The 25,960-nt window shown below is 54.8% G+C and carries 21 protein-coding genes and 1 pseudogene; 2 read left to right on the top strand and 20 right to left on the bottom strand.

The features are described from left to right. Positions 1-81: 81 nt before the first annotated feature. From C4J88_RS07975 to kdpF, 6 genes are all read right to left on the bottom strand, one after another. Positions 82-771 (bottom strand): response regulator, encoded by a 690-nt coding sequence (locus C4J88_RS07975; protein WP_124406666.1) that lies wholly within the window; start codon positions 769-771, stop codon positions 82-84. A gap of 192 nt (positions 772-963) precedes the next feature. Beyond that, a complete protein-coding gene (locus tag C4J88_RS07970) occupies positions 964-3,615 on the bottom strand; it encodes a sensor histidine kinase KdpD (protein ID WP_124406665.1) in 2,652 nt (883 codons plus the stop codon). 84 nt (positions 3,616-3,699) lie between these two features. Further along, positions 3,700-4,245: a potassium-transporting ATPase subunit KdpC gene (gene kdpC, locus C4J88_RS07965; RefSeq protein ID WP_124406664.1), complete on the bottom strand. Its 546-nt coding sequence runs from the start codon at positions 4,243-4,245 to the stop codon at positions 3,700-3,702. Positions 4,246-4,288: 43 nt separating this feature from the next. Further along, entirely contained in the window at positions 4,289-6,340 is a 2,052-nt protein-coding gene (gene kdpB / locus C4J88_RS07960; RefSeq protein ID WP_372238011.1) for a potassium-transporting ATPase subunit KdpB, read from the bottom strand. Between the two features lie 21 nt (positions 6,341-6,361). Continuing rightward, positions 6,362-8,056 carry a potassium-transporting ATPase subunit KdpA gene (gene kdpA / locus C4J88_RS07955; protein WP_124406662.1) on the bottom strand — a complete coding sequence of 565 codons (1,695 nt, stop codon included), beginning with the start codon at positions 8,054-8,056 and terminating at the stop codon, positions 6,362-6,364. Between the two features lie 9 nt (positions 8,057-8,065). Further along, positions 8,066-8,155, bottom strand: a complete 90-nt coding sequence (kdpF, locus tag C4J88_RS07950) for a K(+)-transporting ATPase subunit F (protein ID WP_003218754.1) — start codon at positions 8,153-8,155, stop codon at positions 8,066-8,068. 410 nt (positions 8,156-8,565) lie between these two features. On the opposite strand from kdpF, the gene eat reads away from it, so the two are divergent. Both eat and C4J88_RS07940 read left to right on the top strand, forming a co-directional pair. After that, positions 8,566-9,930 carry an ethanolamine permease gene (gene eat, locus C4J88_RS07945; protein WP_124366347.1) on the top strand — a complete coding sequence of 455 codons (1,365 nt, stop codon included), beginning with the start codon at positions 8,566-8,568 and terminating at the stop codon, positions 9,928-9,930. 111 nt (positions 9,931-10,041) lie between these two features. After that, positions 10,042-10,209, top strand: a complete 168-nt coding sequence (locus tag C4J88_RS07940) for a DUF2897 family protein (protein ID WP_124406661.1) — start codon at positions 10,042-10,044, stop codon at positions 10,207-10,209. 36 nt (positions 10,210-10,245) lie between these two features. On the opposite strand, the gene C4J88_RS07935 is transcribed toward C4J88_RS07940, so the two are convergent. The 14 genes and pseudogenes from C4J88_RS07935 to C4J88_RS07865 form a co-directional block, all read right to left on the bottom strand. Continuing rightward, entirely contained in the window at positions 10,246-11,094 is an 849-nt protein-coding gene (locus tag C4J88_RS07935; RefSeq protein ID WP_124406660.1) for a DUF1989 domain-containing protein, read from the bottom strand. Between the two features lie 14 nt (positions 11,095-11,108). Then, positions 11,109-11,753, bottom strand: coding sequence for a GntR family transcriptional regulator (locus C4J88_RS07930; RefSeq protein WP_124406659.1), 645 nt, complete (start codon positions 11,751-11,753; stop codon positions 11,109-11,111). 138 nt (positions 11,754-11,891) lie between these two features. Next, positions 11,892-12,224 carry a ComEA family DNA-binding protein gene (locus tag C4J88_RS07925; protein WP_124406658.1) on the bottom strand — a complete coding sequence of 111 codons (333 nt, stop codon included), beginning with the start codon at positions 12,222-12,224 and terminating at the stop codon, positions 11,892-11,894. A 147-nt stretch (positions 12,225-12,371) separates the two neighbouring features. Next, entirely contained in the window at positions 12,372-13,403 is a 1,032-nt protein-coding gene (locus C4J88_RS07920; protein ID WP_124406657.1) for an EpsG family protein, read from the bottom strand. 41 nt (positions 13,404-13,444) lie between these two features. Further along, positions 13,445-14,338, bottom strand: a complete 894-nt coding sequence (locus C4J88_RS07915; RefSeq protein WP_124406656.1) for a glycosyltransferase family 2 protein — start codon at positions 14,336-14,338, stop codon at positions 13,445-13,447. Next, positions 14,328-15,590 (bottom strand): O-antigen translocase, encoded by a 1,263-nt coding sequence (locus C4J88_RS07910; protein WP_124406655.1) that lies wholly within the window; start codon positions 15,588-15,590, stop codon positions 14,328-14,330. Before C4J88_RS07910 ends, C4J88_RS07915 begins: the two co-directional genes overlap by 11 nt. Position 15,591: 1 nt before the next feature. Then, the gene (locus C4J88_RS07905; protein ID WP_124406654.1) at positions 15,592-16,719 is read right to left on the bottom strand and encodes a DegT/DnrJ/EryC1/StrS aminotransferase family protein; all 1,128 of its coding nucleotides are present in this window, start codon (positions 16,717-16,719) and stop codon (positions 15,592-15,594) included. Continuing rightward, entirely contained in the window at positions 16,720-17,652 is a 933-nt protein-coding gene (locus C4J88_RS07900) for a GNAT family N-acetyltransferase (RefSeq protein WP_124406653.1), read from the bottom strand. Next, a complete protein-coding gene (locus tag C4J88_RS07895; RefSeq protein ID WP_124406652.1) occupies positions 17,645-18,109 on the bottom strand; it encodes a GNAT family N-acetyltransferase in 465 nt (154 codons plus the stop codon). Before C4J88_RS07895 ends, C4J88_RS07900 begins: the two co-directional genes overlap by 8 nt. Positions 18,110-18,113: 4 nt before the next feature. Next, on the bottom strand, positions 18,114-18,515 hold the full coding sequence (locus C4J88_RS07890; RefSeq protein WP_124406651.1) for an FdtA/QdtA family cupin domain-containing protein: 402 nt from the start codon (positions 18,513-18,515) through the stop codon (positions 18,114-18,116). 576 nt (positions 18,516-19,091) lie between these two features. Further along, on the bottom strand, positions 19,092-20,669 hold the full coding sequence (locus C4J88_RS07885) for a hypothetical protein (RefSeq protein WP_124406650.1): 1,578 nt from the start codon (positions 20,667-20,669) through the stop codon (positions 19,092-19,094). A 357-nt stretch (positions 20,670-21,026) separates the two neighbouring features. After that, positions 21,027-22,361: pseudogene (locus C4J88_RS07880) on the bottom strand (group II intron reverse transcriptase/maturase). Positions 22,362-22,846: 485 nt separating this feature from the next. Continuing rightward, positions 22,847-24,841: a nucleoside-diphosphate sugar epimerase/dehydratase gene (locus tag C4J88_RS07870; RefSeq protein WP_124408602.1), complete on the bottom strand. Its 1,995-nt coding sequence runs from the start codon at positions 24,839-24,841 to the stop codon at positions 22,847-22,849. An 89-nt stretch (positions 24,842-24,930) separates the two neighbouring features. Then, complete coding sequence (locus C4J88_RS07865) at positions 24,931-25,953, bottom strand: glycosyltransferase family 4 protein (RefSeq protein ID WP_124406648.1); 1,023 nt, start codon at positions 25,951-25,953, stop codon at positions 24,931-24,933. Positions 25,954-25,960 lie beyond the last annotated feature (7 nt).

Here is a 25,960-nt window from a genome sequence, read left to right as displayed (position 1 = left end):
GTTCAACATGAGCATGCGGTCGAATGTGGGAGTGGGCTTGCCCGCGATGACGCTAGTTGAGGCAGCGAAACTCTATCCACCCTAAGTATTCAGCAATCGATACCCCACCCCCGCCTCAGTCACGATAAACCTCGGCTGCGTCGGGTCATCCGCCAGCTTCTGCCGCAAATGCCCCACCACAATGCGCAGGTAGTGGCTGTCTTCGGTGTGGGTCGGCCCCCAGATATCCTTGAGCAGTTGTTGCTGGGTAATCACCCGCCCTGGATGCCGCGCCAGTTGCGCCAGCACCGCGTATTCCTTGCGGGTCAACGCTACCTCGGCACCGTCCAGCAGGACGCGGCGGTAGGCCAGGTCTACCGTCAGCGGGCCGAAACTCAGGGCGGCTTCCTGAGACTCGCCCGCCGGTGCCTGGCGCAACAACGCACGCACACGGGCGAGAAATTCCTGGATACCGAAGGGCTTGGTCACGTAGTCATTGGCGCCACCGTCGAGGGCGTCGACCTTCTGGCCCTCACTGGCCCGTACCGACAGCACCAGCACCGGCACCGTCGACCACTCGCGAAACTCGCGCAGCACTTGCTGGCCGTCCATGTCGGGCAAGCCCAGGTCCAGCACCAGCAGGTCCGGCTTGCTCAAGGCCGCTTGGGCCAGGCCTTCGTTGCCGGTGCCGGCCTCGATCACCTTATAGCCCTGGGAGGCCAGGCTGATGCGCAGGAATTTGCGGATCTGCGGTTCGTCATCAATGACTAGAATCGTCGCGGTCTGGCTCATGGTGTCTAATCAATATCCATTAAAAACAAACCATTGTAGAAACGAACCTGTTGTGGCGAGGGAGCTTGCTCCCGCTGGAGTGCGAAGCGCTCCCAAACTAGTCAGGCAGGTGATGCGTCGCGACCGAATGGTTTTGGGGCTGCTGCGCAGCCCAGCGGGAGCAAGCTCCCTCGCCACAGTAGGCACACGTTTTCAAAGGTCAGTGTCCAAGCCCGGCTGAGATTGTAGCGGCAGAAACAAGGTGATGCAGGTACCCCGCCCTTCAATGCCATCCGCCACGCTGATATGCCCCCCATGTGCGCCAACCATGCCCTGGCAGATCGCCAGGCCAAGGCCGGTGCCCTGCCCGCCCCGATCACCACGGGCAGCGGTGTAGAACATGTCGAAGATCTTCGCACGTTCATCCTCGGGAATCCCCGGCCCTTCATCGGCCACGGCGAAAAACAACTGGTTGTCCGCGACACCAGCGCTCAACTGCAAACGGCCCTGGGGCGGTGAAAAACGTGCGGCGTTCTCCATTACATTGACCAACGCCTGTTCGATCAACGCAGCGTGCACGTAGAGCAACGGCAGCTCCGGCGGCACATGGATACTCACTTGCAACGGCGCCAGCACCGCGCGCAAACGCCCAAGGGCGCTGCCGACGATATCGCCGGGCGAGACCCAATCGCGCGCCAGCTTCAGCGCGCCGTGGCCCAGGCGGGTCATGTCCAACAGGTTCTGGATGTAGCGGTCGAGGCGCTCGGCTTCATCGCGGGTGCCTTCGAGCAAGTCGCGGCGATCCTCCAAAGGGATCGCCTCGCCCAGCGCCAGCAGGCTGTCAATACTGCCGCGCATGGAGGTCAACGGCGTGCGCAGATCGTGGGATACAGAGGCGAGCAAGGCGCTGCGCAGTTGTTCGGTTTCGCCGTGCAAACGCGCCGACTCCAACTCCTGCCCCAACTGCGCCCGCGCCAGCGCCTGGGCCAGCGGCTGGCTCAAGGCGGTGAGCAGGCGGCGGCGTTGCCCGCTCAACTCCAAGCCCGGCTTGGCACTGACACCGAGCAAACCCAAGGGACCCTCTTCGCCCGACAACGGCCACCACCACCAACGCCCAAACGGCAAGGTGCCGGTGCCCACACCCGCCGGCTGGTCGTGCTGCCAGGCCCAATCGGCGGCAGCGCGTTCGGCTTCGGTAAGGGTCAACGGGCCACCGGTCTCGATTGTCCAGCCGCCCTCGCCGTCGCGATTGACCAGGCATACATCCAAGTCATTCCAACCTTGCAGGTGGTGAGCCGCCGCACTGATAACGGCCTGGCGATCCGTGGCTGCTGTGAGCTTGCGCGACAGGTCGAGCAGCTCGCTGGTTTCTTCCTGGGTATCGCGCAGCGCCTGCAACTGGCGACGCTGGCGCGCAGCCAGGTTGCCGGTGAGCGCTGCCATCAACAGGAAGAACAACAAGGTCAGCACATCCTCTTCACGCTGGATGGCAAAGGAGAAATTCGGCGGAATAAACAGAAAGTCATAGGTCATGAACGACAACGCCGCGCACACCAGCGAAGGCCCCAGACTGCTGCGCACCGCCACCAGCAGCACCGCCGCAAGAAACACCAGTGAGATATTCGGCAACGGCAATACGCTGGACACGCCCCAGGCCAAGCCGGCTGCAACAACGGTTGCCACCACGGCCAAGGCGTAGTCGAACCAGCGCAACCCACGCGCATCCGGCAAGCGCGGCGGAGCAGGCATATCGTCGCTGTCGAGCACGTTGATCTCCAGGCCCCGCGCATTGCGCAACAAGCGTGCGGCGAGGCCTCCGCCGAACAGCCGTCGACGCCAGCGCATGCGCGACTGCCCGACCAGTACCAGGCTGGCGCGGCGCTCGGCGGCATGCTGGATCAACGTTTTAGCCACCTCGCCCGCCCGCAGCAACACCACCTCGCCGCCCAAACGCTCCGCCAGTTGCTGGGCATTTTGCAGGCGTAGCCGTGACTGTTCATCTCGCGCGTGGCCGTTGTCGATATGCACCAGGCTCCAGGGTAAATGCCGCCGCTGGGCGACCCGACTGGCATGGCGCACCAGGCGTTCGGCTTGTGCGTCGCCATCGACCCCCACCAGCAAACGACCCCGTACCGCCGGCGCAGCTTGCCCGAGTTGGCGGTAACCCTGGGCCAGGTCGTCGTCGACGTGGGCGGCCGCGGTCTGCATGGCCAGTTCGCGCAGGGCCATCAAGTTGGTCTGGGTGAAAAACGCATCGATGGCCGCTCGCGCCTGTTCCGGCACATACACCTTGCCGTCGCGCAGGCGCTCCAGCAATTCGCGGGACGGCAGGTCGATCAACAGCAACTCGTCGGCCTCTTGCAGCACCCAGTCCGGCAGGGTTTCACGCACCTGCACACCGGTAATGCCCCGCACCTGGTCATTGAGGCTTTCCAGGTGCTGGACGTTGACGGTGGTGAATACGTTGATGCCGGCAGCGAGCAATTCCTGAATGTCCTGCCAGCGCTTTTCATGCCGGCTGCCGGGCGCGTTGCTATGGGCCAGCTCGTCGACCAGCACCAGCTTGGGCTTGGCCGCGAGCAGGCCGTCGAGGTCCATTTCTTCGAGCATCACGCCACGGTATTCGCTGCGCAACAGCGGTTGTTGCGGCAGGCCGCTGAGCAAGGCTTCCGTCTCGGCACGGCCGTGAGTCTCGACCACCCCGGCAATCAGCGGTACGCCCTGGCGCAGTTGGGTGTGGGCCGCCTGGAGCATGGCGTAGGTCTTGCCCACGCCGGGCGCGGCGCCGAGGAAAACCTTGAGCCGGCCAAGGCCGTTGCGGGGTAGATCGGCTAACAAGGCATCGGCGCGGCCGGAGTCGCTCATGCGGGTAGTGTCCTTCAGGTATCAAAGCAGTCAGGTTCAATGTCAATCACATGTGGGAGGGGGCTTGCCCTCTCCCACAGGGGTTCAGAGTTTTTCCAGGGCCATGTTCAGTGCCAGTACGTTGACTACCGGCGGCCCCACCAACGGGCTTTCGGTGTGTTCATCCAACATCCGCTGCAAGGTCGACACCGGCACATTCCGTGCTGCCGCCACTCGCGCCAGTTGATAGGCAATTGCCGCGGGTGGCAAGTGTGGATCAAGTCCGCTGCCGGAGGTCGTCAGCGAGGCCAACGGTACGGGCCCCTGGCCGGGCACCTGTTGTTTATTCGCGTCATCGAAGATGCGCGTGACCAGCGCGGGATTGCTCGGGCCAAGGTTGCTGGCACTGCTGGAGACCGTCGCGAACGCCCCGGCCGAGGGGCGTGGATGGAACCAGCCGTCACCGCTGAAATCCTGGGCGATCAGGCTGGAGCCGCGCACCTTGCCGCCGGCATCGCGCACCAGGCTGCCATTGGCCTGATCCGGGAAGGCAACCTGAGCGACGCCAGTCACCACCAGCGGATAAGCCACGCCGGTGATCAGGGTCATGAGCACCAGCAGGCTCAGGGCCGGGCGGATTGTATTAGTCATCGTCAAATCCTCAATAAATCGGGCCACAAAAAAGACCGCAGGGTTACACCAGGTGCAGCGCCGTCAGCAGCATGTCGATCGCCTTGATGCCCACAAACGGCACCAGCAGCCCACCCAGGCCGTAGATCAGCAGGTTGCGTCGCAACAAGGCCGCCGCACTCGCCGCCTGCACGCGCACACCGCGCAGGGCCAGCGGGATCAGCACCACGATGATCAGCGCGTTGAACACAATTGCCGACAGAATTGCGCTCTGCGGGCTCTGCAGGTGCATGACGTTGAGCACGCCCAATTGCGGGTAGATCGAGGCGAACAGCGCCGGCAGGATCGCGAAGTACTTGGCCACGTCGTTGGCGATGGAAAAGGTGGTCAGCGCGCCCCGGGTCACCAGCAACTCCTTGCCGATCTGCACCACGTCCAGCAGCTTGGTCGGATCACTGTCGAGGTCGACCATGTTCGCGGCTTCGCGTGCGGCCTGGGTGCCATCGTTCATCGCCATGCCGACGTCGGCCTGGGCCAGCGCTGGCGCGTCGTTGGCACCGTCGCCGCACATGGCGACCAGACGGCCGTCGTTCTGCTCATGGCGAATACGGGCGAGTTTTTTCTCAGGCGTGGCTTCAGCCAGCACGTCATCCACGCCGGCTTCAGCGGCAATCGCGGCGGCCGTCAACGGGTTGTCGCCGGTGACCATCACGGTACGAATCCCCAGCTTGCGCAGCTCGGCGAAACGCTCACGGATGCCAGGCTTGACCACGTCTTTCAGATGGATCGCACCAAGCAATTTGCCATCGGCGCACACCAGCAACGGCGTGCCGCCGCTTTGGGCGATCTTGTCGATTTCCCGCGACAGTGCAGGTAAAAGGTCGCTGCGCTGCTGGCCGATAAACGCCAGCAGCGAATCCACCGCGCCCTTGCGGAATACGCGGCCCTGATAGTCGACACCGGACAAACGGGTTTCGGCGCTGAAGGGGACCGCAGTCAGTTCGTCCGGCGTCGGCTCTGCCTGGGGGTGCAAGGCGCGCAGGTATTCGACGATGGACTTGCCTTCGGCGGTGTCATCCGCCAGGGAGGCGAACAGTGCACCTTCCGCCACTTCCCGACCACTGACACCGGGCGCCGCAACCACTGCCGAGCAACGACGGTTACCGAAAGTGATGGTGCCGGTCTTGTCCAGCAGCAACACATGCACGTCCCCTGCCGCTTCCACCGCGCGGCCAGACTTGGCGATCACGTTGAGCCGCACAAGGCGGTCCATGCCCGCGATACCGATGGCCGACAACAAGCCGCCAATGGTTGTAGGAATCAGCGTCACCAGCAGTGCGACCAGGAACACCAAGGGCAGGCTGCCATTGGCGAAGTGAGCGAACGGCTGCAGGGTCACCACCACCAGCAGAAAGATCAGGGTGAGGCCGATCAGCAGGATATCCAGCGCGACTTCGTTGGGGGTTTTCTGGCGTTTGGCGCCTTCCACCAAGGCGATCATGCGGTCCAGGGTGGACTCACCGGGGTTGGCGGTGATGCGGATCAGCAGCCAGTCCGACACCAGGCGGGTGTTGCCGGTGACGGCGGAACGGTCGCCGCCGGACTCGCGGATCACCGGAGCGGATTCGCCGGTAATCGCCGCTTCGTTGACGGCAGCGATACCTTCGATCACCTCGCCGTCGCCAGGAATCATTTCACCTGCGGCGACGCGCACCACGTCACCTTTGCGCAGGCTGGTGGCCGGTACCACCTTGAAGCTACCGTCGGACTCCTTGCGACGAGCGCTCAAGCCTTCACTGCCGGCCTTGAGGCTGTCGGCGCGGGCCTTGCCACGGCCTTCGGCCAAGGCTTCTGCGAAATTGGCGAACAACACGGTGAACCACAGCCACACAGCGATTTGCACAGCCACGAAGGTTGGCACGGCGGCGTCGGGCACAAAGCACAGCACGGTGGTGAGGATGGCGGTCAGCTCGACCACCAACATGACCGGCGAGCGTTGCAGCTGGCGGGGGTCCAGCTTGACGAACGCCTGGACCAGCGCCGCGCGCCACAGCGAGGAAATTGCGGTTTTGGCAGGTTCCTGGGATTTGACCGGGGCCGCGTTTTTTACAGGCATATTCATTTTCATATCCCTTGGTTAGAAGCCCATGCTCAAGTGTTCAGCAATAGGGCCCAGCGCCAGCGTCGGCAGGAAAGTCAGGCCGCCCACCAGCAAAATGGTCACGGTCAACAAGGTCACGAACAACGGGCCGTGGGTCGGGAAACTGTTCTGACCAATCGGTGCGGTCTTCTTCATCGCCAGGCTGCCGGCCAGGGCCAGTACCGGGAGGATGTAGCCGAAACGGCCGATCAACATGCCCAGGCCAAGCATCAGGTTGTGGAACGCGGTGTTGCCGCTGAACCCACCAAACGCCGAACCGTTATTGGCACTGGCCGAGGTGTAGGCGTAGAGCAACTGGCTGAAGCCGTGGGGGCCAGGGTTGCTGATGGCGCCGGCCGGGCCTGGCAGGCTGGCGGCAATGGCACCCAGCACGAGCACACCCACCGGCATCACCAGCAGGGTCACCACCAGCAGTTGCACTTCCTTGGCCTGGAGTTTCTTGCCCAGGTATTCCGGGGTGCGGCCGATCATCAGGCCGGCGAGGAACACCGCGATCAACACGTTGAGCAACATGCCGTACATACCCGCGCCGACCCCGCCGAAGATCACTTCGCCGACCATCATGTTGACCAGCGCCACCATCCCGCTCAGGGGGCTGAGGCTGTCCTGCATGCCATTGACCGAGCCGTTCGACGCTGCGGTGGTGGTCACCGACCAGAGCACCGTGCCGGTGGTGCCGAAACGTGTTTCCTTGCCTTCCAGCGGCGCGGTTTGCTCAACGGCCGGGTTGTTCAAGGTTGGGTTGGGCTGGTATTCGGCCCACAGTGAAGTCGCGCCGCCGATCAGGAACAAGGCCAGCATGCAGGCAAGAATGGCGCGGCTCTGACGCAGGTCTTTGACGTAATGGCCGAAGGTAAACACCAAGGCCACCGGGATCAGAATGATCGAGGCCACTTCGAAGAGGTTGGCCCAGGCTGTCGGGTCTTCGAACGGATGCGCCGAGTTCACTCCAAAAAAACCGCCGCCATTGGTGCCCAATTGCTTGATCGCAATCTGGCTGGCCGCCGGGCCGAGGGGGATGACCTGATCCACGCCTTGCATCGTCACGGCATCAACGTAATGGGCAAAAGTTTGCGGTACGCCCTGCCATACCAGAAACAACGCCAGCACCAGGCATAACGGCAGCAAGCCGTAGAGGGTGGCGCGGGTCATGTCGACCCAGAAGTTACCCAAGGTCTTGGAGGATTTGCGACCGATCCCACGGCAAAGCGCGACCAGGACTGCCAGGCCGGTGGCGGCACTGACGAAGTTCTGCACAGTGAGGCCGACCATCTGGCTGAGGTAGCTCAGGGACGCTTCACCGCTGTAGTTCTGCCAGTTGGTGTTGGTCATGAAACTGACCGCGGTGTTGAAGGCCAGCGTCCATTCCTGGCCCGGCAATTTCTGCGGGTTGAGGGGGAGATAGTTCTGGAACAACAGGATCGCGAACAGCAGCAAAAAGCCCGCGAGGTTGAATGCGAGCAAGGCCAGCATGTATTTCTGCCAGCTTTGCTCCTGTTGATCGTCCACTCCCGAAAGGCGATAACAGGCTTTCTCCACAGGCCCCAGCACCGGCGTCAGCCAGGTGCGCTGGCCTTCCATCACCTTGTAATAGAACCGCCCCAGAAACGGTGCCGGCACCAGTACCACGGCGAAGAAGGCGATGATCAGCCAATAGTCATAACTGTGCATAGCCTGCTCCTAGTTCCGATCCGCGCGTAACAGCGCAACCAGCAGATAAATGAACAGCGCCACAGCCAATAGCAGTGACACCCCGTCCAGAACGCTCATGGAAGTTTCTCCGTTTAACGGCGAGTGCCGCGTGTGGGGCAATTGTCCGCAGGAGCGGTGTAAAGGAACGAGAGCGAGGCGGGGCGTGGGGCGTAAAGATGGCGTAAAGAGTGGCTTTATGCGGGGTTTACACGGGGATTTTGGCGCCTGGGCGGTGCTGTCGGGAGCAAGCCCCCTCCCACAGGTTGATCTGCGCTCGGCATGACAACTCGGTCAAGTGTGGGAGGGGGCTTGCCCCCGATGGCGCCAGTCAAGACACCCTCGCACTTATCTGGTGCGACGTCGCCACTATTCAAACGCCAAACCATCCCCCAAACGACAGTAGCGCAGCTTTACGACAATGATTCTCAGGCTGGCATGTCCACTGCAACACCTTGAACCATTCCAAACCGTTCAGGGAGCACCACACAATGAACACACACCTCAAACCCACCTTGGGCACCCTCCATCTCTGGGGCATCGCCGTCGGGCTGGTGATTTCCGGCGAGTACTTCGGCTGGAGCTATGGCTGGGGCGTGGCCGGCACGCTGGGCTTCCTGGTGACCTCACTGATGGTCGCCGCGATGTACACCTGCTTCATTTTCAGCTTCACCGAGCTGACCACCGCGATTCCCCACGCTGGCGGCCCCTTTGCCTACAGCCGCCGCGCCTTCGGCGAAAAAGGCGGCTTGATTGCCGGCCTGGCGACCCTGATCGAATTCGTCTTCGCCCCACCCGCCATCGCCTTGGCCATCGGTGCCTACCTCAACGTGCAGTTTCCAGCGCTGGACCCGAAACACGCCGCCGTCGGCGCCTACTTCGTGTTCATGGGCCTGAATATCCTCGGCGTGAAACTCGCCGCTACCTTCGAACTGGTGGTGTGCGTACTCGCCGTCGCCGAACTGCTGGTGTTCATGGGCGTCGTTGCGCCGGCGTTCAGCTTCAGCAACTTCGCCCTGAACGGCTGGGCTGGTTCCGACACCTTCGGTGCCCCGGCGATTGCCGGCATGTTCGCAGCGATCCCCTTCGCCATCTGGTTCTTCCTCGCCATCGAGGGCGCAGCCATGGCAGCCGAAGAAGCGAAAGATCCTAAGCGCACCATTCCAAAGGCCTACATCAGCGGCATCCTGACCCTGGTAATCCTGGCCATGGGCGTGATGTTCTTCGCGGGCGGCGTGGGCGACTGGCGCACCCTGTCGAACATCAACGACCCACTGCCCCAGGCGATGAAAACCGTCGTAGGCGAAAGCTCCGGCTGGTTGCACATGCTGGTCTGGATTGGCCTGTTCGGCCTGGTGGCAAGCTTCCACGGCATCATCCTCGGCTACTCGCGCCAATTCTTCGCCCTGGCCCGCGCCGGTTACCTGCCGTCTTTCCTGGCCAAACTGTCACGTTTTCAGACGCCCCACCGAGCCATTCTCGCCGGTGGCGTGGTCGGCATTGCGGCCATCTACAGTGATGGCCTGATCAACCTGGGCGGCATGACCCTGACCGCCGCGATGATCACCATGGCCGTATTCGGCGCCATCGTCATGTACATCATGAGCATGCTCAGCCTGTTCAAACTGCGCAAAACCGAACCGCTGCTTGAACGCACCTTCCGCGCACCGGGTTACCCCGTCGTGCCGGGCATCGCGCTGGCTCTGGCAGTGGTGTGCCTGGTAGCGATGGCCTGGTTCAACACACTGATCGGGCTGATCTTCCTCGGTTTCATGGCCGTGGGCTTCATCTACTTCCAACTGACCGCCCAAGACCGCGCCGATGCGCCGGCAGATGCGATGTTGACCGGACTATAGGGTTTACGAGGCAGAACGGGCCTACAATGAACTACTCAGAAAGCCCGTAACTCAAAGCAGTTATTACCGTGGGAAAATTCTCCCCCGGCTGTCTGCCTCAAGGAGAGCCTTATGCCGTGGTACGCGTGGTTGATTATGGTAATTGCGATCGGATCGATCGTCGGTGGGTTGATGATGCTGCGTGACAGCGCCAACAAAGTGGAACTCACCGACGATCAACGCAAACGCGTGGCCGAGCGCAATGCCCAGGCCGATGCCAAGGATGCACAGGATCGCTAGATGGTGGTAGCTCCCGCCGGGCTGCGAAGCAGCCCCCTACTCCCATTCCGCCTTGGCAATATGCAACCCGTGCTGCCCCTTATACGCGGCACGCTCCGGCTGACTCCAGCCACTCAGCAATTCGTCCTCCAGCCTGTAGATTTCAACCCCCAACGGACGACACACCGTCAGTGGGTCCTGCGCGTCCGGCCCCCACATCGGCAACGACAAATCCCCACCTGGGCACGTCGATAGCGCACACAGCAAATCAATCTCCGCGAAAAACTCCAGGTAATCGCCCTTCTGCGCCGGGCAGGCTTTCATGAAATACATGTCGTCGTGATTAAGACCGGTGCACTGGAAAATATTCAGCACGTCATGCACATCGAATTCCGTCAGACCGTGAGGCAATACCGCACGGGTCAGGTTTGAGTGGCAGTGGTGATGAAAGTCCTCGCCAGTGAGCATACGGTTTACATAGGGATCGCAGCGTGTGCCGAGCAAATCGTGCAGGCGCCCGCCGTGCTCATCGATGCCGTAGCTTGCGAGACTGTCATCCGTAATAGTGACTAACGGTCGTAGAAATGGAAGGTTCGACCACAAGCGGTCGTGAGTGCTGACGTGGGCGCCTTGAAGTTGCCGAGTGCGGGCTGCCCACAAGCGTTCGCGTGGATCATTGGCGTTCCACACATTGAAGTCCCCCACCTCGGGGCCAACAGGCGTGGTCACCCGGAACACATGCCCGGCAGGCACTTTCCACGCCCTGCCCGTGCGGATCGGCACCTCGAACTGTTCGATCAGAGTGCGCTGATCCTTGCGATCACGGATACGTTCATACAAGGCAGTATCCACCTGTAACGCCGAGCCTTTGCTGACTTGGTAAGCGGCTGGATAGTCTTTGTACATGGGGCATTCCTCCATCAAGGGTGATCAAACAGTGCCAGGGAAAGGTGTTCGGAATCGTCCAGGTAGAGGCTCATCGCCTCGCTGGCGGCTGGTTTGTTATCGCTGGCTAACAGCGTGTAAATCTCACGATCACGTTCCAGCCAGGGCGACTGGAAACGCTGCTCATCCGGTGCGGCGCAGAACAGCAGGCGCAATTGAGCGATCACCTGGGCGAAAAACTCATTGAACAGAGGGCTGTCCATCAACGCGACGATCTGTTGGTGGAAAACAAGACTGTGGGTAGCCACCGCTCGCCAATCTTCGCGCTCCCGGGCCAGGTGGGTGGCGTCAATCGCACTTTGCATACGCATCGATTGAACGTCCGTCAGCGGCCCGCTCTGTGCAATCGCCTGCAACTCCAGGGTACGACGGACGACGAAGAGGTCGCGCACCCCTGCTCGCGCCAAGCGCCGAACCATGACGCCCTTATTGCGGACATAGCGAGTCAGACCCTTCTGGCCCAGACGATGCAGCGCCTCGAGAATCGTATGGCGGGATGCGTTGTAGCCCTTGACCAACTCGGCCTCGACGAGCGACACACCCGGCAGCAACCGCCCGCCGATGATGTCGGCGCGTAGTTCCAGGGCAATTTGGTCGGCTAACGACAAGCTTGGCGTCATGTGCACCTCAAGATTGTTGAACAATCGCTGAGTTGGATGTAATCACGTTTCATGCTAACGCGGCCTGAGAGTAAATAGACGCAGCTCCGATAAAGGAAGGCCGGTCAATGACCGGCCTTCTGGGCTATCTTCGAATCTTCAATTAATAACTAATCTGTCGCGATTCTTCTCCAGCAGCGCTTTACCGATGCCTTTTACTTCCAGTAACTCATCCACCGCCGTGAACGGACCGTTGCTTTCGCGATACGCAACGATTGCCTTCGCCTTGGAAGCACCGATACCGAACAGGTCGCGGCGCAGGGTCTCGGCATCGGCGGCGTTGAGGTTGACCTTGGTGGATTGCTCGGTTTGTGTCATTTGCACAGAAATGGGGGATGGTGCTTCTGGTTTAGCGGAGGGAGCAGCAGTGGCAGCAACCGAAATGCTGGTGAGGAAAGCGAAGAACAGGGAAGAAACATACGTGTTGTACATTGATGAAGCTCCTTAACATCGTTGATGTGAAAGCAGCTATTCCAAAGCTGCTTTATCAATCTAGGTGATGTTGGAAAACTGTCAAAAATGAGAGCGTTACAATGTGTGATCGACGTAGTGTCAGGGCAACGTTTTGAACGTTTGACATCAAGCGCCTCCCCAATACATATAGGCCGATCGTAGGCCCATTACTATACCCGGGGCCAGAAGCAAGACAAGCAGCGCACGTGAGATCCCCTTGGCGACGTTTAGAAACATTAAATAAATAAAAGGTATAATTATAAACGCAGGCTGCATGATCCTCATAAGGTCTTGGTGAGAGTTAATAGATGTAACCGATAGTCCCAAGAAAAATAGGGCAATGCAAAACATCCTATTCAGCATGGCATTCTCCACACTTGAAAAATATAGATTAAAAAATTTTCGCCAAGCCGATAAAACTATCAGAGCCAATACAAACAAGAACACATACGCATAAACAAACAATCCAGCATTGGTCTCGCTCTCCCAATTACCATCACCTGAAACAACTACTTGCTTTAAATACCCGACAACCAAAGACCCCATCAATCCGACAAGCAACGAAATTGCATACTTTGTAGGAATTGAAAGCCTAGGGAAGCGATCAACAAAAATAAATATGGAAAAAACTACCACCGCCAAAATGCCACTGGAGTAATGAAATAAAATTGACAGGGCTACGAATAATACCGCAACAATAAATCGAGAACTCAACATCCCCAGAAATAGCAATGTAAATGCCATGTGAGACCTCCATACCCATAGCACAGAAGCGTAGGAGGGGTACCACAACGAATATATTAAGACCGACAGAAGGACGAAAAACGCAGCTTGAAGGGCGTTTTTTTCAATCTTGCGCGCCGCGCAAAAAACAAACAACATCAAGAATGCAAATACTAAAAACATGGAAGCAAATGCAAAAGACTGCAGATCAACAATAATCGAGTTGAAAATAGTATAGACCGAAAGGTATATACCTAACTCCAACTTACCTGTTTCCTCCGTCAAGGTGGTGGCGAAACCCAGCACATCTTCTGAAAGCAACTCATTGTAGAAAAAATAATAAGCCCTGGCATCAGTAATGGTTTCATTATCATTTACGATAACTGAAAACAAATAAGCACACCCCATCATGAGCGTGAATGAGAGCAGCAACATGACAAACGCGGCGAGCGTGGTTTTCCGCACACTTAACATAACTACCACTTAAGGAAAAGATGGATTATACCTTGGTAAAAGCGTATTTCTTTATAGGCACCAAGCGTACACGACAACTTCAAAAAATTACCCAGCGCTTCTTTCTTTCTAACGCTAGCAATATTTCTAAAACGTGTACATTCAAGTGCTATGATCGCTGCCGTATATTCCGGGCACTCACGGTAGTCCTGCAGAATTTTCATTTGGTGCTCATACATCAAATCTAGCTGCTTGAGGGTGTTCTCGGCGTGCTGCCGATATTCCGCAACCAACTCAGGAAGCGCTTGCAGATACCCGTTCGAAGCACTCGTCAACTTCAACCACATATCCCAATCCTCAACACGCGTATTGGTATTGAAACCGCCTACGCTGCGCAAGGTATCAAGCCTGAGCATGCCTGCGGCTGCCGGCACCTGCGCTTTAAGCATGATAACGTCACGAAAACTATACCTTCCAGACCCGATACGCGTGCTAGTGCGGCGACTCTCATCGTCTATCAGGTAAATCGAACCAAACGCAGCTACGCAGTCTGGCTGACTTTCTAAATATTGAATCAGAAACTCACTTTTTTCAGGCAGGATGCAGTCATCCGACGCCAATGCTGAAAAATACTTACCCTGGGACCATTCAAGAGCCGTATTTAGAGTCGTTGATAACCCTTGATTTTCTTGAGCTATATAGGTGAATCTTACAAATCGTTGCTCACAAAGCGGCAAAAGATCTTGAATGAAGCTTCTTGATAAGTCAGAAGACCCATCATCGATGATGATCAGCTCAATATTTGCATAGCTCTGATTTATGACACTTCTAATGCTTCTTTCTACAAATTTCTGATGATTATAAACAGGAATACACATACTAACTAACGGTCCAGCGCTTTCCTTTTCAAGCAACATGCGAAACTCCCAAATACCGTTCAAATACGAAGCAATACATCACAATCAAATAAATTAAATAATTCACTGCGTGCGCGATGGCAACGCCTTCAAAACCAAATACACTGAGAAAAATAATAGTGAGCAGATAGAAACTTAGCGAAAAGACAATCTCTGTAATTACGTAAAGCTTCACCAGAGGCTTGCTCAACATGATATAAGCCAGCAACCAACCGCAAGTTTTAAACAAGTCCCCTACCAACTGCCAAAAAAACAAATCACGCATTGGAGTAAATTTTTCGGTAAACAGCAGAGCGATGATAAGATCACGCAATACAAAAACGACTAGGCCACCTAATATTACTAGAGGAACGAGTAACTTAAGGCCAGAAAGCACTTCCCGCTTTAGTATAGCCTTGTTATTTTCAGCTGAAAGTCGCGGCAGGAAATAAACACTCAAGGTCGTGGTAATCAGTAAAAGATAAGCAGCGCTCAATCGCCACATCGCCTCCCAATACCCCGCTTCCACCCAACTCAAATTTTCTCCCAAATAGTTACGCACCAGAATATGGCTGATTGGTACGCATAAGGCAGACGTCAACGCCATTAGCGTGTATTTAGCTAAATTCGCAGAGGTAGCATAATCAACTTTGCCGAACAGAAACTTAAATTTGAACCATGTCAAGCGGAAGCAAAATATTAGAGTAGCCAAGAAGCTCAGCGATTGATAAATGGCCAACCCAACCAGCGCCCCATACAACCCAAGCTTCATCGCAAGCAGCGTTGTTACAATGAGCGAGAATAGACTACCTGATATATTCGCTAAAACGTATCTGACAATTTCCCGTTTGCCGTTCAATATAGCTAGTAATAAGGAGTTTAACGAAAAAAACACCAAGGCTAATGAAAACCACACAAATACACCGGCAAAGCTGGCATCTTTGAGAAACCAAAGTGCCAGCTCTTCCGAGAAGATCAGAATCAAAATACTCAGAAAAATCGAAGCGCTGACGGAGATCGTGCCTGCGGTACGCCAAACAACTCTCTGTTTTTCTGAATCCGATCCATATTCAGCAGTGTATTTAGTAACTCCTGTGTTAATAGCGCCACTTGCGAATGTCGTTATCATTTGGACAGCATTTTGAAACTGCCCAACCGCAGCATACCCAGCAGGACCGACGTAAACTGCTAGTACTTTATTAATACCCAGCAGCGCTATCATCTTGATAAGTACCGCAACGCCATTCAGCAAACTGGTTCGTATAAGGTTCATTTCATCGATCGCTGAAGGAAAAACTATTACACGCTTTGATAACAGCGTTGACGTCAGCCATTGTCATTGTCGGGCCGATAGGCAGGCTCAGGACCTGCTGATGAATCAACTCAGAGACTGGAAAGCTTTTCTCATTCAACTGAGGGTAAGCGCTCTGTTTGTGTGGCGGAATAGGATAGTGAATTAAGGTCTGCACACCACACGCGGTCAAATGCTGCTGCAGCTCATCACGCTTATTGCTCCGAATAACGAATAAATGCCATACATGCGAATCGAAAACCTCAGCATCGACAGACGCCGATAACGGCAATTCAATATGAGGGTTCTTAATATTCTTCAAATAAGTATTTGCAATGGCCTTACGTTGTTGCGTGTGCTGATCAAGATAGCGGAGTTTCACGCCTAGCATCGCCGCCTGTATTTCATCCAACCGACTGTTAACGCCCTGATACAAATTTTTATAACGTTCATGAGAACCGTAATTGCGTAAAGCTCGTAGCGTGTCTACCAGTTCAGCATCATTGCTGGTAATCGCACCACCATCACCAAGCGCTCCCAGATTCTTCCCAGGATAGAAGCTGAAACCCGATGCATTACCCCAATTTCCAGCCTTGCGCCCTTGAATACTCGCACCATGAGCTTGTGCAGAATCTTCAAGGAGCAATAAATCATGCTCTTGGGCAATGGTAAGAATCGCCGGCATATCAGCCAGCTGTCCATATAAATGAACGGCAATAATCGCTTTGGTTTTTGGAGTAATAGACTTCAAAATATGCTCGGGGCATAGGTTAAATGTCTGAGGGTTCGGTTCGACCAATACCGGAACTAGACGATTTTCTGTAATAGCCAAAATACTAGCAATATAGGTATTAGCCGGGACAAGGACTTCGTCACCCTCTTTCAGCTTACCCAGCTCTTTCCACGCGCGCAGGGTCAGGATCAGTGCATCGAGACCGTTTGCTACCCCTACACAATATTTAGTACCACAGTATTCCGCAAAGGCCGACTCGAAGTCTTGCAACTCGTTACCGGCAATGTACCAGCCGGAATCGATAACTCGCTTACAAGCCGCGAGTAGCTCCCCACTCATTTCGGAATTCACAGACTTCAAATCGAGAAAACTGATCATTTATAACTCCATTCGGTAGAAATCATGCACAACGGCTCGCGCACCAAAACCTTCTTTTTGCGAAACAAGCCCTTCATTGAGCACCTGGCCGCCATCTTCCGTAGAAATACCGAAGCTAAAATATTGTCGGTTACCGTACACATCGCTGATTAAATTATTCAAAACAAAATCCAAAGCACCTACTTGCCTGCCCGCATCACTGGCTGCCAAATATTGCGTATGCACGATGTGTCCAAAATCAAAAACCATCGCAGCAGCCAACAGTTGACCTTCCAGCACAGCACCGAAGACCTTTATATTCTCTGGGAAGCGTGACATTAAAAGTTCAATTTCGGACAGCGAATGAACAGGCTTAGAGTCGAAGCGTTCCAATACTTTAGACAGAAGCGCATGAAAATCGGCAGTGCTTACCGAAGAACTGAACGTGACAGCATTTTTCTCGGCTTTCTTTATGACACACTTTCTAGAGTCAGAGAGCTTAGGCGCGCGAGCAATCTCTATCACTGACGAAACATCACGACGAAACAACTTCGCATTATTCCTGAACAACGCGTAAAGATCCTCTTCTGCGGGATAGCGCGTAAATACAGAGGGGATGCACTTGTATACCAGATCCACGGCACCGAGATCTCTATAGTGTGCCTTTAATGCATCAAATACATCCAGCATTGCTTTGCAACCAAGATCTTTCAGAAAAATAATACCGGCGTAGGTCAGACCAGAATGACTGAAAATCGTCGTATTAATAAGATTTGCTGGAAAAATCGCAACCACACGATTTTTCTTATAGATCAACACCGACACATCATTGAAACGAGCTTCATGATAGCGAAAGTACTGAGTCAAGTGGATAAAGTTACCATTCTTTGAATGCTCAACTACGTAATCCCAATCTTTACTCAGAGAGGCATCGTATCTCTTCAGTTCATACATCTGGCTTATTGCCTATATTGATTTCCATTACACATAGCCCATCCAAATGACCGGCCATTTCAAACCCTACTTTCTGATAGAGCTTTATCGCGCGAATATTATTAGGGCTAACCTTGAGAAATACGGATGACACACCGATGGAAAGCGCAAAGGCAAAGATCTCCGTTATTATCGATTGACCGAGACCTTTCCCCCATAATTCTTTTTCGCCAAGATAACCCCAGTACTCGGCACGCTGATCGATAATGTTTTTTAGACCTGCAGCGCCCACTTTTCGACCGGAATACTCTAAACCGAAGATCCGATAGTCATCCCTATCTACCAGTGAATTGAAAAAACCAATTTGCTGTTCATCCGTGAAGCTGGGTGTTTCCGTTAACTCTTTGATTTCAGGATCACGAAGCCACTTCCCGCTTAAAGCGAGATACTCTTCATTATAAGCGACCAATTTGATCATGGCCTTATTCACTTATCAACTTACAAAATTCTGTATAATCTCTAATATAATCACTTTCTTCATAAGGCTCACTAGCGAGAACCAGAAGTACGCAATTTTCGCTAAAATCGTGCATTTCTCGCCAAGTAAGACCCTCAATTAAAATCCCCTTGGTGGGGCAATCGAGGATAACCTCTTCCCTGCTACGGCCATCGTCCAGTACCATCCTGCACTGACCAGCCATGCAAATTGCTACTTGCTTAAGATTATGGTGCGCGTGGAAGCCACGACTGACACCTTCGCCGGTATGGTAAATATAGTAGACCCGCTTAATTTCGAAAGGGATCAACTTCCCTTGTTCAATAGAAACCAAGCTACCTCGGTGGTCACCAAGTTTTTGAAATTCAATCCACTTAACTAGACTCACGCTGCCCCTCCATGCCATATCAGTGATAACGCAGTACACGTACTTCAGGTCCAACGCCGCGCTAAGCTTTACGTTGCTTCTACTGATTGACCTATTGCTTGCCGGTCAAGCTCTGCAGTCGAATATGCTTATTGCCAGACAAGTCATCATCCGCGCCCTGTCGGTCATAGATCTATTCGATCATGACCGTCCTGCCTCGGCAAGAACCATAGGCTACCGGGAGGCTCAGACCTCATTCACTGGCCAACGTGCAGAAAACCTGAAAGCACTAATGCAGCCCCCTCGCCGCCCCCTGCTTGGAGCCCTCGCTCTAGCCTGGAAAGACCAAGCTTCCTTGCTGAACATACAGATAGCGGGTAAAAAACTGAGATTACTTTTTTGGACAGCGATTCTATCACTTGGATGGCAGCAAGACATCCCTGGCTGGAGCACTTTCTTATGCCCCAATCCTGAACGCCGACGATTCGCTTTACTGCGGGGGCTGCTCAGGGCAATGCTCCTCTTGCAGGTGTCCGCCCTACGACTGCGAAGAAGCATTGAACAGACACAAAAAACCCGCCGTAGCGGGTTCTATTTCTATTTCAATGTCATCCCTGACGGTGCTTGAGAGCCGTACAACTTCAGCTCACCGTCCTGCCACCACGCTGCAAAATTTTCACCAATACCTCCTGGTTCAACCGCCTGGGTGGTATCTACAGCAAAAGGTTGACCTTGACTCGATACGGAAGACAAAGACAGAAAGCCCATAATGACGCAGCCTTTTGGAGAAACACCCGGCGCAGCATTGCGTCGTTCGAGTACCACAGACCCCAGCGACCAATCACCCGTCTGTTCAACGAATACGTTTTTAACGCGAACGTAGTCAACATCCGTGATCAGTACGGCCGAGTCTCCACAATCACCGTAAACGCCGTCAATTTCGACGTCATAGCTGCCGACGCCAAAAATATCCACTAGTTGACCCGTTACATTATCGCCAACGTTGTCAATGAATTTGTTGTTACCGTAGGACGTGACAAGCTCATAGCAGTCTTCTGGTGCGCCATCCACCCAGCACTCTTTGATTGTCAGCCCAGACGTCTCCCAAAATTCGCAGACTTCATTTCCTGCACTTTCCGAACCCTCGGTTTTCTGAAAGAAGCACTGCAACACCGTCACATCCGTCGTCCGGCGCCATTCAAAAAGGCGACGGTCCGCGACGTTACCTTCGAACGCGCAATGTTCAAATATGCATTTATCCGCGCCGTTACCGTACACAGCAGTTTGCGTTACTCCCGGAGTATAGGTAAAGCGCACATTTTTGAAGTGGCTATTTTTGATCATATTAGGCAGTTGGCTGTAAATGTTACCACCGGGCTTCATATAGTTGAGATCACCAATGCCAACTGCACAGCCGGAAATCAAGGTATCCCGCACAGCGACGTATTCGATCGTCCAGCCGTTACCGACATGCCAGTGAAAATGGCTGGATGTAAATGCACAACGATCAATTTCAACCTTAAACTCGCCCGACCCGTAAGCATAGAAAACACCATTGGTTGAGGAGTTCTTCGCAATACCCGACACGATGCAGTCCGTCAGCTTGACATTCTTACCTGCAGTACCGGCTCCAAAGAAACAATAATTCGATACACCTGCGATCTCGCAGCCATACATCTCCAGCGACCCGGAAGTGAGGTAGGCAAGCAGCTCATCAGCAGCGCCGTCAGCGCCCTGGAACTTGCAACGCTCAAACACAACCGGCGTACCGAAACCAACCAGATTAATAATTGACGAGCCATTGGAAGATCCCGATGCAAATACATTATAAAAACGCACATGGTAGGTCGCCGATGGATCATTGAGAACAAAGCCTGGCTTACCACTAGCGAAGGCTATATCTTTATCTCTTATAATGTAGGGGTCTGACTGAGTGCCCGTCCCGCTGTACGCGAGTGCGGAAGCCGCCGCTTCAGAGTTAATCGTTACCTCAGCCGCTGTGGTGCGAATATCAGACGTCACACCAACTTCAGATAGGTTAGCTGGCCCTGGCTTGATCCAACCTTGGATACCGGCATTGCGGCGCACTGCCTCTGCCTTGAACATTGCTTGCACCCGTACCCCCTCGACAGAGATATCATCCAGCGAAGCCCTATTTTCGTTATTGGAAGTCATAGTTACCCTCTAAATTGCCCAATCAAGTGGGCTATCAATTTCCAAGCCAGGTTGACGCGGTTACCGCGTAATCTGACCTTTTAATACCAAGCGGCATAATTTTTGCCTTAACTGCTTAGCATCGCTCTTTACCATTCCAGCGATCCGAATGGCTTGCAGACATTATATGCATAAACGCATTAAAAATCAATGCGTTTATGCATATCTCAAGAAATGAGCTAGTCCAGGCACCCGAGCCCTCGGCCTCCAGGTCCCTGAGCAGCACGTTTAAAGCCGCCCTCGCGCGATCGAGTAGGAGGCGGATGGACATCCGCCGTCCTCTCACACCACCGTACGTACGGGTCCGTATACGGCGGTTCAAGTTATGCGATTAAGTCGGTTTATCGTATCTAGTATCGAGACCAGCCCGAATCGATCCCACAGTTTCTTTGGTAACGCCTGATTCATATGTGACGCCCCCGAGCTCCACCATGGGCCACGACCATTGAACGCCGATGTGCAGGCGCGCCCTTCGTTGAGACCCAGACGCATCAGGTTACGCGCCCTCGTCGAGGGCTGCTTCCATTGACGCCAGATGACACAACGGAGCTTGTGACGCACCCAGCCGTCCAGTTCCTCAAGTGGCCGTTTGCTTTGGCTCAGCTTGATGTAGCCCGCCCAGCCGCGCGGTACGGGGTTTATCCGTCCGATGATCGTTGCCATCTTGCAGCCCCGCGCTCCGCGCAGCAGGCCTCTGAGTCGGTCGCGCAAGCGCCCCAGACTCATCAAAGCCACTCAGCCTCGGCTGCTGATGCCAGCTCATCTCGTAGCCCAGGTAATCACACATCCAAGACCCGGCGACTCGGCTCTTTTCCCGGTTCAGCGTCAGTTTCAGGCGCTGATTGAGGAAGCGCTCAACACCGGCCATCACCCGTGCGCCAGCCCGTTGACTGCGCACATAAATGTTCACGTCGTCGGCATAACGCACGAAACGATGGCCCCGCCGTTCCAGTTCACGGTCGAGTTCGTTGAGCAGGATGTTCGACAGCAGCGGCGAGAGCGGCCCGCCTTGCGGCGGGCCCTCTTGCCGTTGGCTGACGATCCCGCCAGACATCACACCGGCTTCGAGGTAACGGCGGATTAGCCTCAGCACTCGCTTGTCTTCGATCTGACGCTTTATACAGGCCATCAACACATCGTGGTTGACCCGATCAAAGAACTTCTCCAGATCAAGTTCCACGCACCAGCGGTGCCCCGCCGCCACATGGTCGCGAGCTGTTGCAGCAGAGCTTGCTGGATCAGGCGATCCATCACATTGGGGATACCCAACTGACGGGTTCCGCCTTTGGGTTTTGGGATTTCGACGGCGCGTACGCCTTGCCGGTGGTACTCATCGGCCAGCAACCGAGTCTTGAGGATCGGCCAATACTGTTTCACGTAGCCCGCTAACTGATCGACCGTCATGCCATCAGCACCCGGTGCGCCCTTATTGCTGACTACGCGTTGATACGCACGCTTGAGATTGGCCGGTGCAAGCACCCGCTCCATCAGCGTGTCCGGCTCCGCTTTCGTCCACGCCATAGACGCCGTTGATACCTGTGCGCTGTCAGCCGTCATCCTCGGATTCTGTCCGAGACTCGGAGTAACAGTCTTCTCTGGGAGAAATTTCTGCATTTCGGTATTCAACGAGACTCTGACGCCTACCGGCAGCACAACCTGTTCGGCCCTTGGTGATGTGGTCATTCATCACTTACTACGGCTTCGGCTGACTTCTACACGTTCATCCCGTCGCCTCTCGACGCTCGGTAGCACAGTGGCAAACGTGCGGATCTCCCAGGGTAGTTCGCGCGACCTTCCTGCTTATGCCTGTCGGATCTACGTCACAGCGTTCCGTGCAAGTATTGGGCTTTGGCAATTTTGGCTACCTTACACCGCTGCACCGCCTCATCCGCTTCCTGTTCGTCAGGCCAGCATTTTGCCTCGGGCCTCCTTCAGATTCGCAGTCACCCGCGACACCCTTGCCTCTGGCTAACACTTCCCCTTGCCGGGTGTGTAGAGGACTTTCACCTCCAAGTCACCAGCGCGGCCACCACGGCCAAGCTGGTTGCGCTTGCGCGCAACGCGCCATGCCTGGCGCACCAAAAAAAAGACCAATCAGAGACTGGTCTTTTCGTTCAAGCTTGATTCCGTATTTCAGCTCAAGGCTCTAGTCGACGCTGTTGGTAAATCCAGTCGACAATTTCACCGTCTGGCGCGTAGCCACTGACTGTGTCGCGGAGTAATTTACGCACTTGACTGTAATCATCTTGATCTACCGCTGCCAGCAACTCGGTCAGCTTAGCCTTGAGTACATCCCAAGGCAGGTGATCTTCATTGGCGCTCATAATCATCGGATGCGGGGTGGCAACAACGTTATCCCCTATCAGCAACTCTTCATACAGCTTTTCGCCAGGACGCAAACCGGAAAATTCAATAGATATATCTCCATGAGGGTTCTTATCCGAACGAACACTGAGCCCGGAGAGGTGGATCATTTTCTCAGCTAGCTCAACAATTCTCACCGGTTCACCCATGTCCAACACAAACACATCGCCCCCAAGTCCCATAGAGCCCGCTTGGATCACTAACTGTGCGGCCTCTGGAATGGTCATGAAATAACGTGTGATCTTTGGATGGGTCACGGTCAATGGCCCCCCGGATTTGATCTGCTTGTGGAACAACGGGATAACCGATCCTGAAGAGCCCAGTACATTTCCGAAGCGCACCATGGTGAAGCGTGTTTTGTTGACGTGGGATACGTTTGATTTATCACCAAACAGCATCGGCGCTGGTTCACGGCTGAGCGCCTGCAACGTGAGTTCTGCTAGGCGTTTGGTGCTGCCCATGACATTAGTGGGGCGAACAGCCTTGTCAGTCGAGATAAGCACAAAGTTTGCCACGCCAGATTGAAGCGCCGCTTGCGCAGTATTCAAAGTACCGATCACATTATTTAGTACGCCTTCGGCGATGTTGTGTTCGACCATCGGTACATGTTTATACGCTGCTGCATGGTAAACCGTGTTGACTCGCCATGTTCTCATAACATCCAGTAATTTTGACTGGCTGCGCACCGAGCCAAGTATGGGCAGTAATTTTACGGGCAAAGACTCTCGCGTTATCCGCTGCTCCAGCTCAGAAAGAATGCTGTAGAGGTTGTACTCGCTATGCTCGAATAACAGCAACGTTGTAGGACATAGTGAAAGTATTTGCCGGCACAGCTCAGAGCCGATCGATCCGCCGGCACCCGTCACGAGAACACACTGTCCCTTTATGCAATGCTCGAGCAATTCACCTTGTGCGGGTACTGCATCGCGACCCAGCAAGTCGGCAATATCGACTTCCTGAATATCATCGACTTTGACTCGTCCGCTGGCCAGGTCCATGAAGCCCGGAACACTGCGTACATGGAGCGGAAAACCCTCCAAAAACCCCAGTATTTCACGCCGACGCCCGCGATTAGACGACGGTATCGCTAGCAGTATTTCTTGAGCGCCGGTGGCATCGATCATGCGCTGGATATTCTTAGGCTTATAAACCTGCAGGCCGGAGATGACTCGATCAGAGATACTTGAATCGTCATCAATGAACGCGACAGGACGCATCAATCGCCCCATGCGCAAAGCCGCAACCAATTGATTACCGGCAGCACCAGCGCCATATATTGCTACGCGCGGCAAGCCATCTTCACGACTGGTGAAAGGCACATGCTGAGCAGCGGCAAACCAGTCGCCAAGGAAATACTGGCGCATAGCTAAACGCAATCCACCCACCATGATGAGGCTGAGCCACCAATAATTGAAGACAATGGAGCGCGGGACCACATTCTGATGGTTACTGTACCAATAGACGACCACCCCCAAGATCAGGGATGAGAGGCTTACAGCCTTGATTATCGCTATCAAGGCATCATTACCAAAGTAGCGCATGACAGCGCGGTACATCCCGAAGCGGATAAATAACGGAATAGCTACGACAGGTGCACTGAGAAATAACCATCGATGCTCGCTGAAGGGATTGATCATTTCGTCTACACCCAAACGAACGACGAAAGCCATCCATAGCGCCAGCCACACAAGGACGACGTCGGTCATCACCTGCAGAATCCGTTTCTTACGGCGAGGAAGACCCAGCAAATATGTCCGTATCGTATCCATAAACCCTTTAAACACCTCTTGGAGCGCCTGACGCAACATTCACTCCGTAACAATCATTTAAACATTTTGCGCGAATGCCGACCTTAAAACTAAGCGTTTTTTTCCAACGCGCCTGCGCGGTACTTTAGCGCCAGCAGTATCAGTGGTGCATAGGCGATTAACAAACCTAACGGACCATTGAGCCCCAGCAGTGCTACGCAAAGCGCTATAGGCACCAACCAGAGTAGGTTAATCATCAATACCGACAGGGTGACCGGCAAGTGTGCCCCAACTTGGCGCGAGGCAAATTGATAAGCGTGGCTACGATGGGCCTCGTATACCTTGTCTCCACGAGCAAGCCGTCGGGCCAATGTAAATGTCGCGTCGACAATAAAGACGCCGAGCAAAATCAGCCATACCCAAAGTAAAACCGCAGAATGCCAGGCCGCGTGCAGCGATAGCAGGCCAATGATAATACCCAGAAAGCCACTCCCAGCATCCCCCATGAATATCTTTGCCGGAGGAAAATTCCAGTACAAGAATCCGATAACTGCCATGCTCAGGATCAGCGGCAACCAGATAAGGTCTTGATAGCCTGCCAACCAGTAGACCAGGCAGGCTCCTAGGCATGCACAAACGGCCTCCACGCTTGCGAGTCCGTCAATTCCGTCCATGAAGTTGTAGAGATTGAGCATCCACACCAGATAAAAAACCGCGAGGACATGTCCTATTGGCCCGAGGTCGATACTGCCTCCCACGAAGCTGACCGGCGCAAGGCCATTGAGCCAAAAAAGCGCCCAGGCGGCGGCGCTGAAATGTCCCAGCAAACGCCATCTAGCAGCAATATGCCCATGGTCGTCGAGAAACCCAAGCAGTGCAGTTACCGCCCCCGCGCCCAGTAGCGCCCACATCACCGATAACGTGATTTGGTTACCTGCCCACAACAACGGCAAAGCAACCAGGAATCCAACAACGATGGCCACCCCTCCCCCTCTCGGGGTAGGCACAGAATGAGAACTACGCGCATTCGGAATGTCGATCAAACTGCGGGTCAAAGCGTAGTAGCGCAAACACCATGTAAGAACGAGTGCCAGGATTGCAACGCACGGTGCAAGCCAGAGTAAATCTTTCATCAACAGC

Source organism: Pseudomonas sp. R4-39-08 (assembly GCF_003852275.1).
In the GTDB taxonomy this organism is placed as follows: domain Bacteria; phylum Pseudomonadota; class Gammaproteobacteria; order Pseudomonadales; family Pseudomonadaceae; genus Aquipseudomonas.
The sequence above is the reverse complement of the archived record's forward strand: the minus strand, read 5'-3'. Positions and strand labels throughout refer to the sequence as shown.

Coding starts and splice junctions, on each gene's coding strand:
- C4J88_RS07870 (WP_124408602.1), bottom strand. CDS start 24,841: ATGGATACGATACGGACATATTTGCTGGGTCTTCCTCGCCGTAAGAAA.
- kdpB (WP_372238011.1), bottom strand. CDS start 6,340: ATGCCTGTAAAAAACGCGGCCCCGGTCAAATCCCAGGAACCTGCCAAA.
- C4J88_RS07905 (WP_124406654.1), bottom strand. CDS start 16,719: ATGATCAGTTTTCTCGATTTGAAGTCTGTGAATTCCGAAATGAGTGGG.
- eat (WP_124366347.1), top strand. CDS start 8,566: ATGAACACACACCTCAAACCCACCTTGGGCACCCTCCATCTCTGGGGC.
- C4J88_RS07970 (WP_124406665.1), bottom strand. CDS start 3,615: ATGAGCGACTCCGGCCGCGCCGATGCCTTGTTAGCCGATCTACCCCGC.
- C4J88_RS07920 (WP_124406657.1), bottom strand. CDS start 13,403: ATGTTGCTGCTCTCATTCACGCTCATGATGGGGTGTGCTTATTTGTTT.
- kdpF (WP_003218754.1), bottom strand. CDS start 8,155: ATGAGCGTTCTGGACGGGGTGTCACTGCTATTGGCTGTGGCGCTGTTC.
- C4J88_RS07925 (WP_124406658.1), bottom strand. CDS start 12,224: ATGTACAACACGTATGTTTCTTCCCTGTTCTTCGCTTTCCTCACCAGC.
- C4J88_RS07885 (WP_124406650.1), bottom strand. CDS start 20,669: ATGACTTCCAATAACGAAAATAGGGCTTCGCTGGATGATATCTCTGTC.
- C4J88_RS07910 (WP_124406655.1), bottom strand. CDS start 15,590: ATGAACCTTATACGAACCAGTTTGCTGAATGGCGTTGCGGTACTTATC.
- C4J88_RS07930 (WP_124406659.1), bottom strand. CDS start 11,753: ATGACGCCAAGCTTGTCGTTAGCCGACCAAATTGCCCTGGAACTACGC.
- kdpC (WP_124406664.1), bottom strand. CDS start 4,245: ATGACTAATACAATCCGCCCGGCCCTGAGCCTGCTGGTGCTCATGACC.
- C4J88_RS07915 (WP_124406656.1), bottom strand. CDS start 14,338: ATGTTGCTTGAAAAGGAAAGCGCTGGACCGTTAGTTAGTATGTGTATT.
- kdpA (WP_124406662.1), bottom strand. CDS start 8,056: ATGCACAGTTATGACTATTGGCTGATCATCGCCTTCTTCGCCGTGGTA.
- C4J88_RS07935 (WP_124406660.1), bottom strand. CDS start 11,094: ATGTACAAAGACTATCCAGCCGCTTACCAAGTCAGCAAAGGCTCGGCG.
- C4J88_RS07975 (WP_124406666.1), bottom strand. CDS start 771: ATGAGCCAGACCGCGACGATTCTAGTCATTGATGACGAACCGCAGATC.
- C4J88_RS07900 (WP_124406653.1), bottom strand. CDS start 17,652: ATGTATGAACTGAAGAGATACGATGCCTCTCTGAGTAAAGATTGGGAT.
- C4J88_RS07940 (WP_124406661.1), top strand. CDS start 10,042: ATGCCGTGGTACGCGTGGTTGATTATGGTAATTGCGATCGGATCGATC.
- C4J88_RS07865 (WP_124406648.1), bottom strand. CDS start 25,953: ATGAAAGATTTACTCTGGCTTGCACCGTGCGTTGCAATCCTGGCACTC.
- C4J88_RS07895 (WP_124406652.1), bottom strand. CDS start 18,109: ATGATCAAATTGGTCGCTTATAATGAAGAGTATCTCGCTTTAAGCGGG.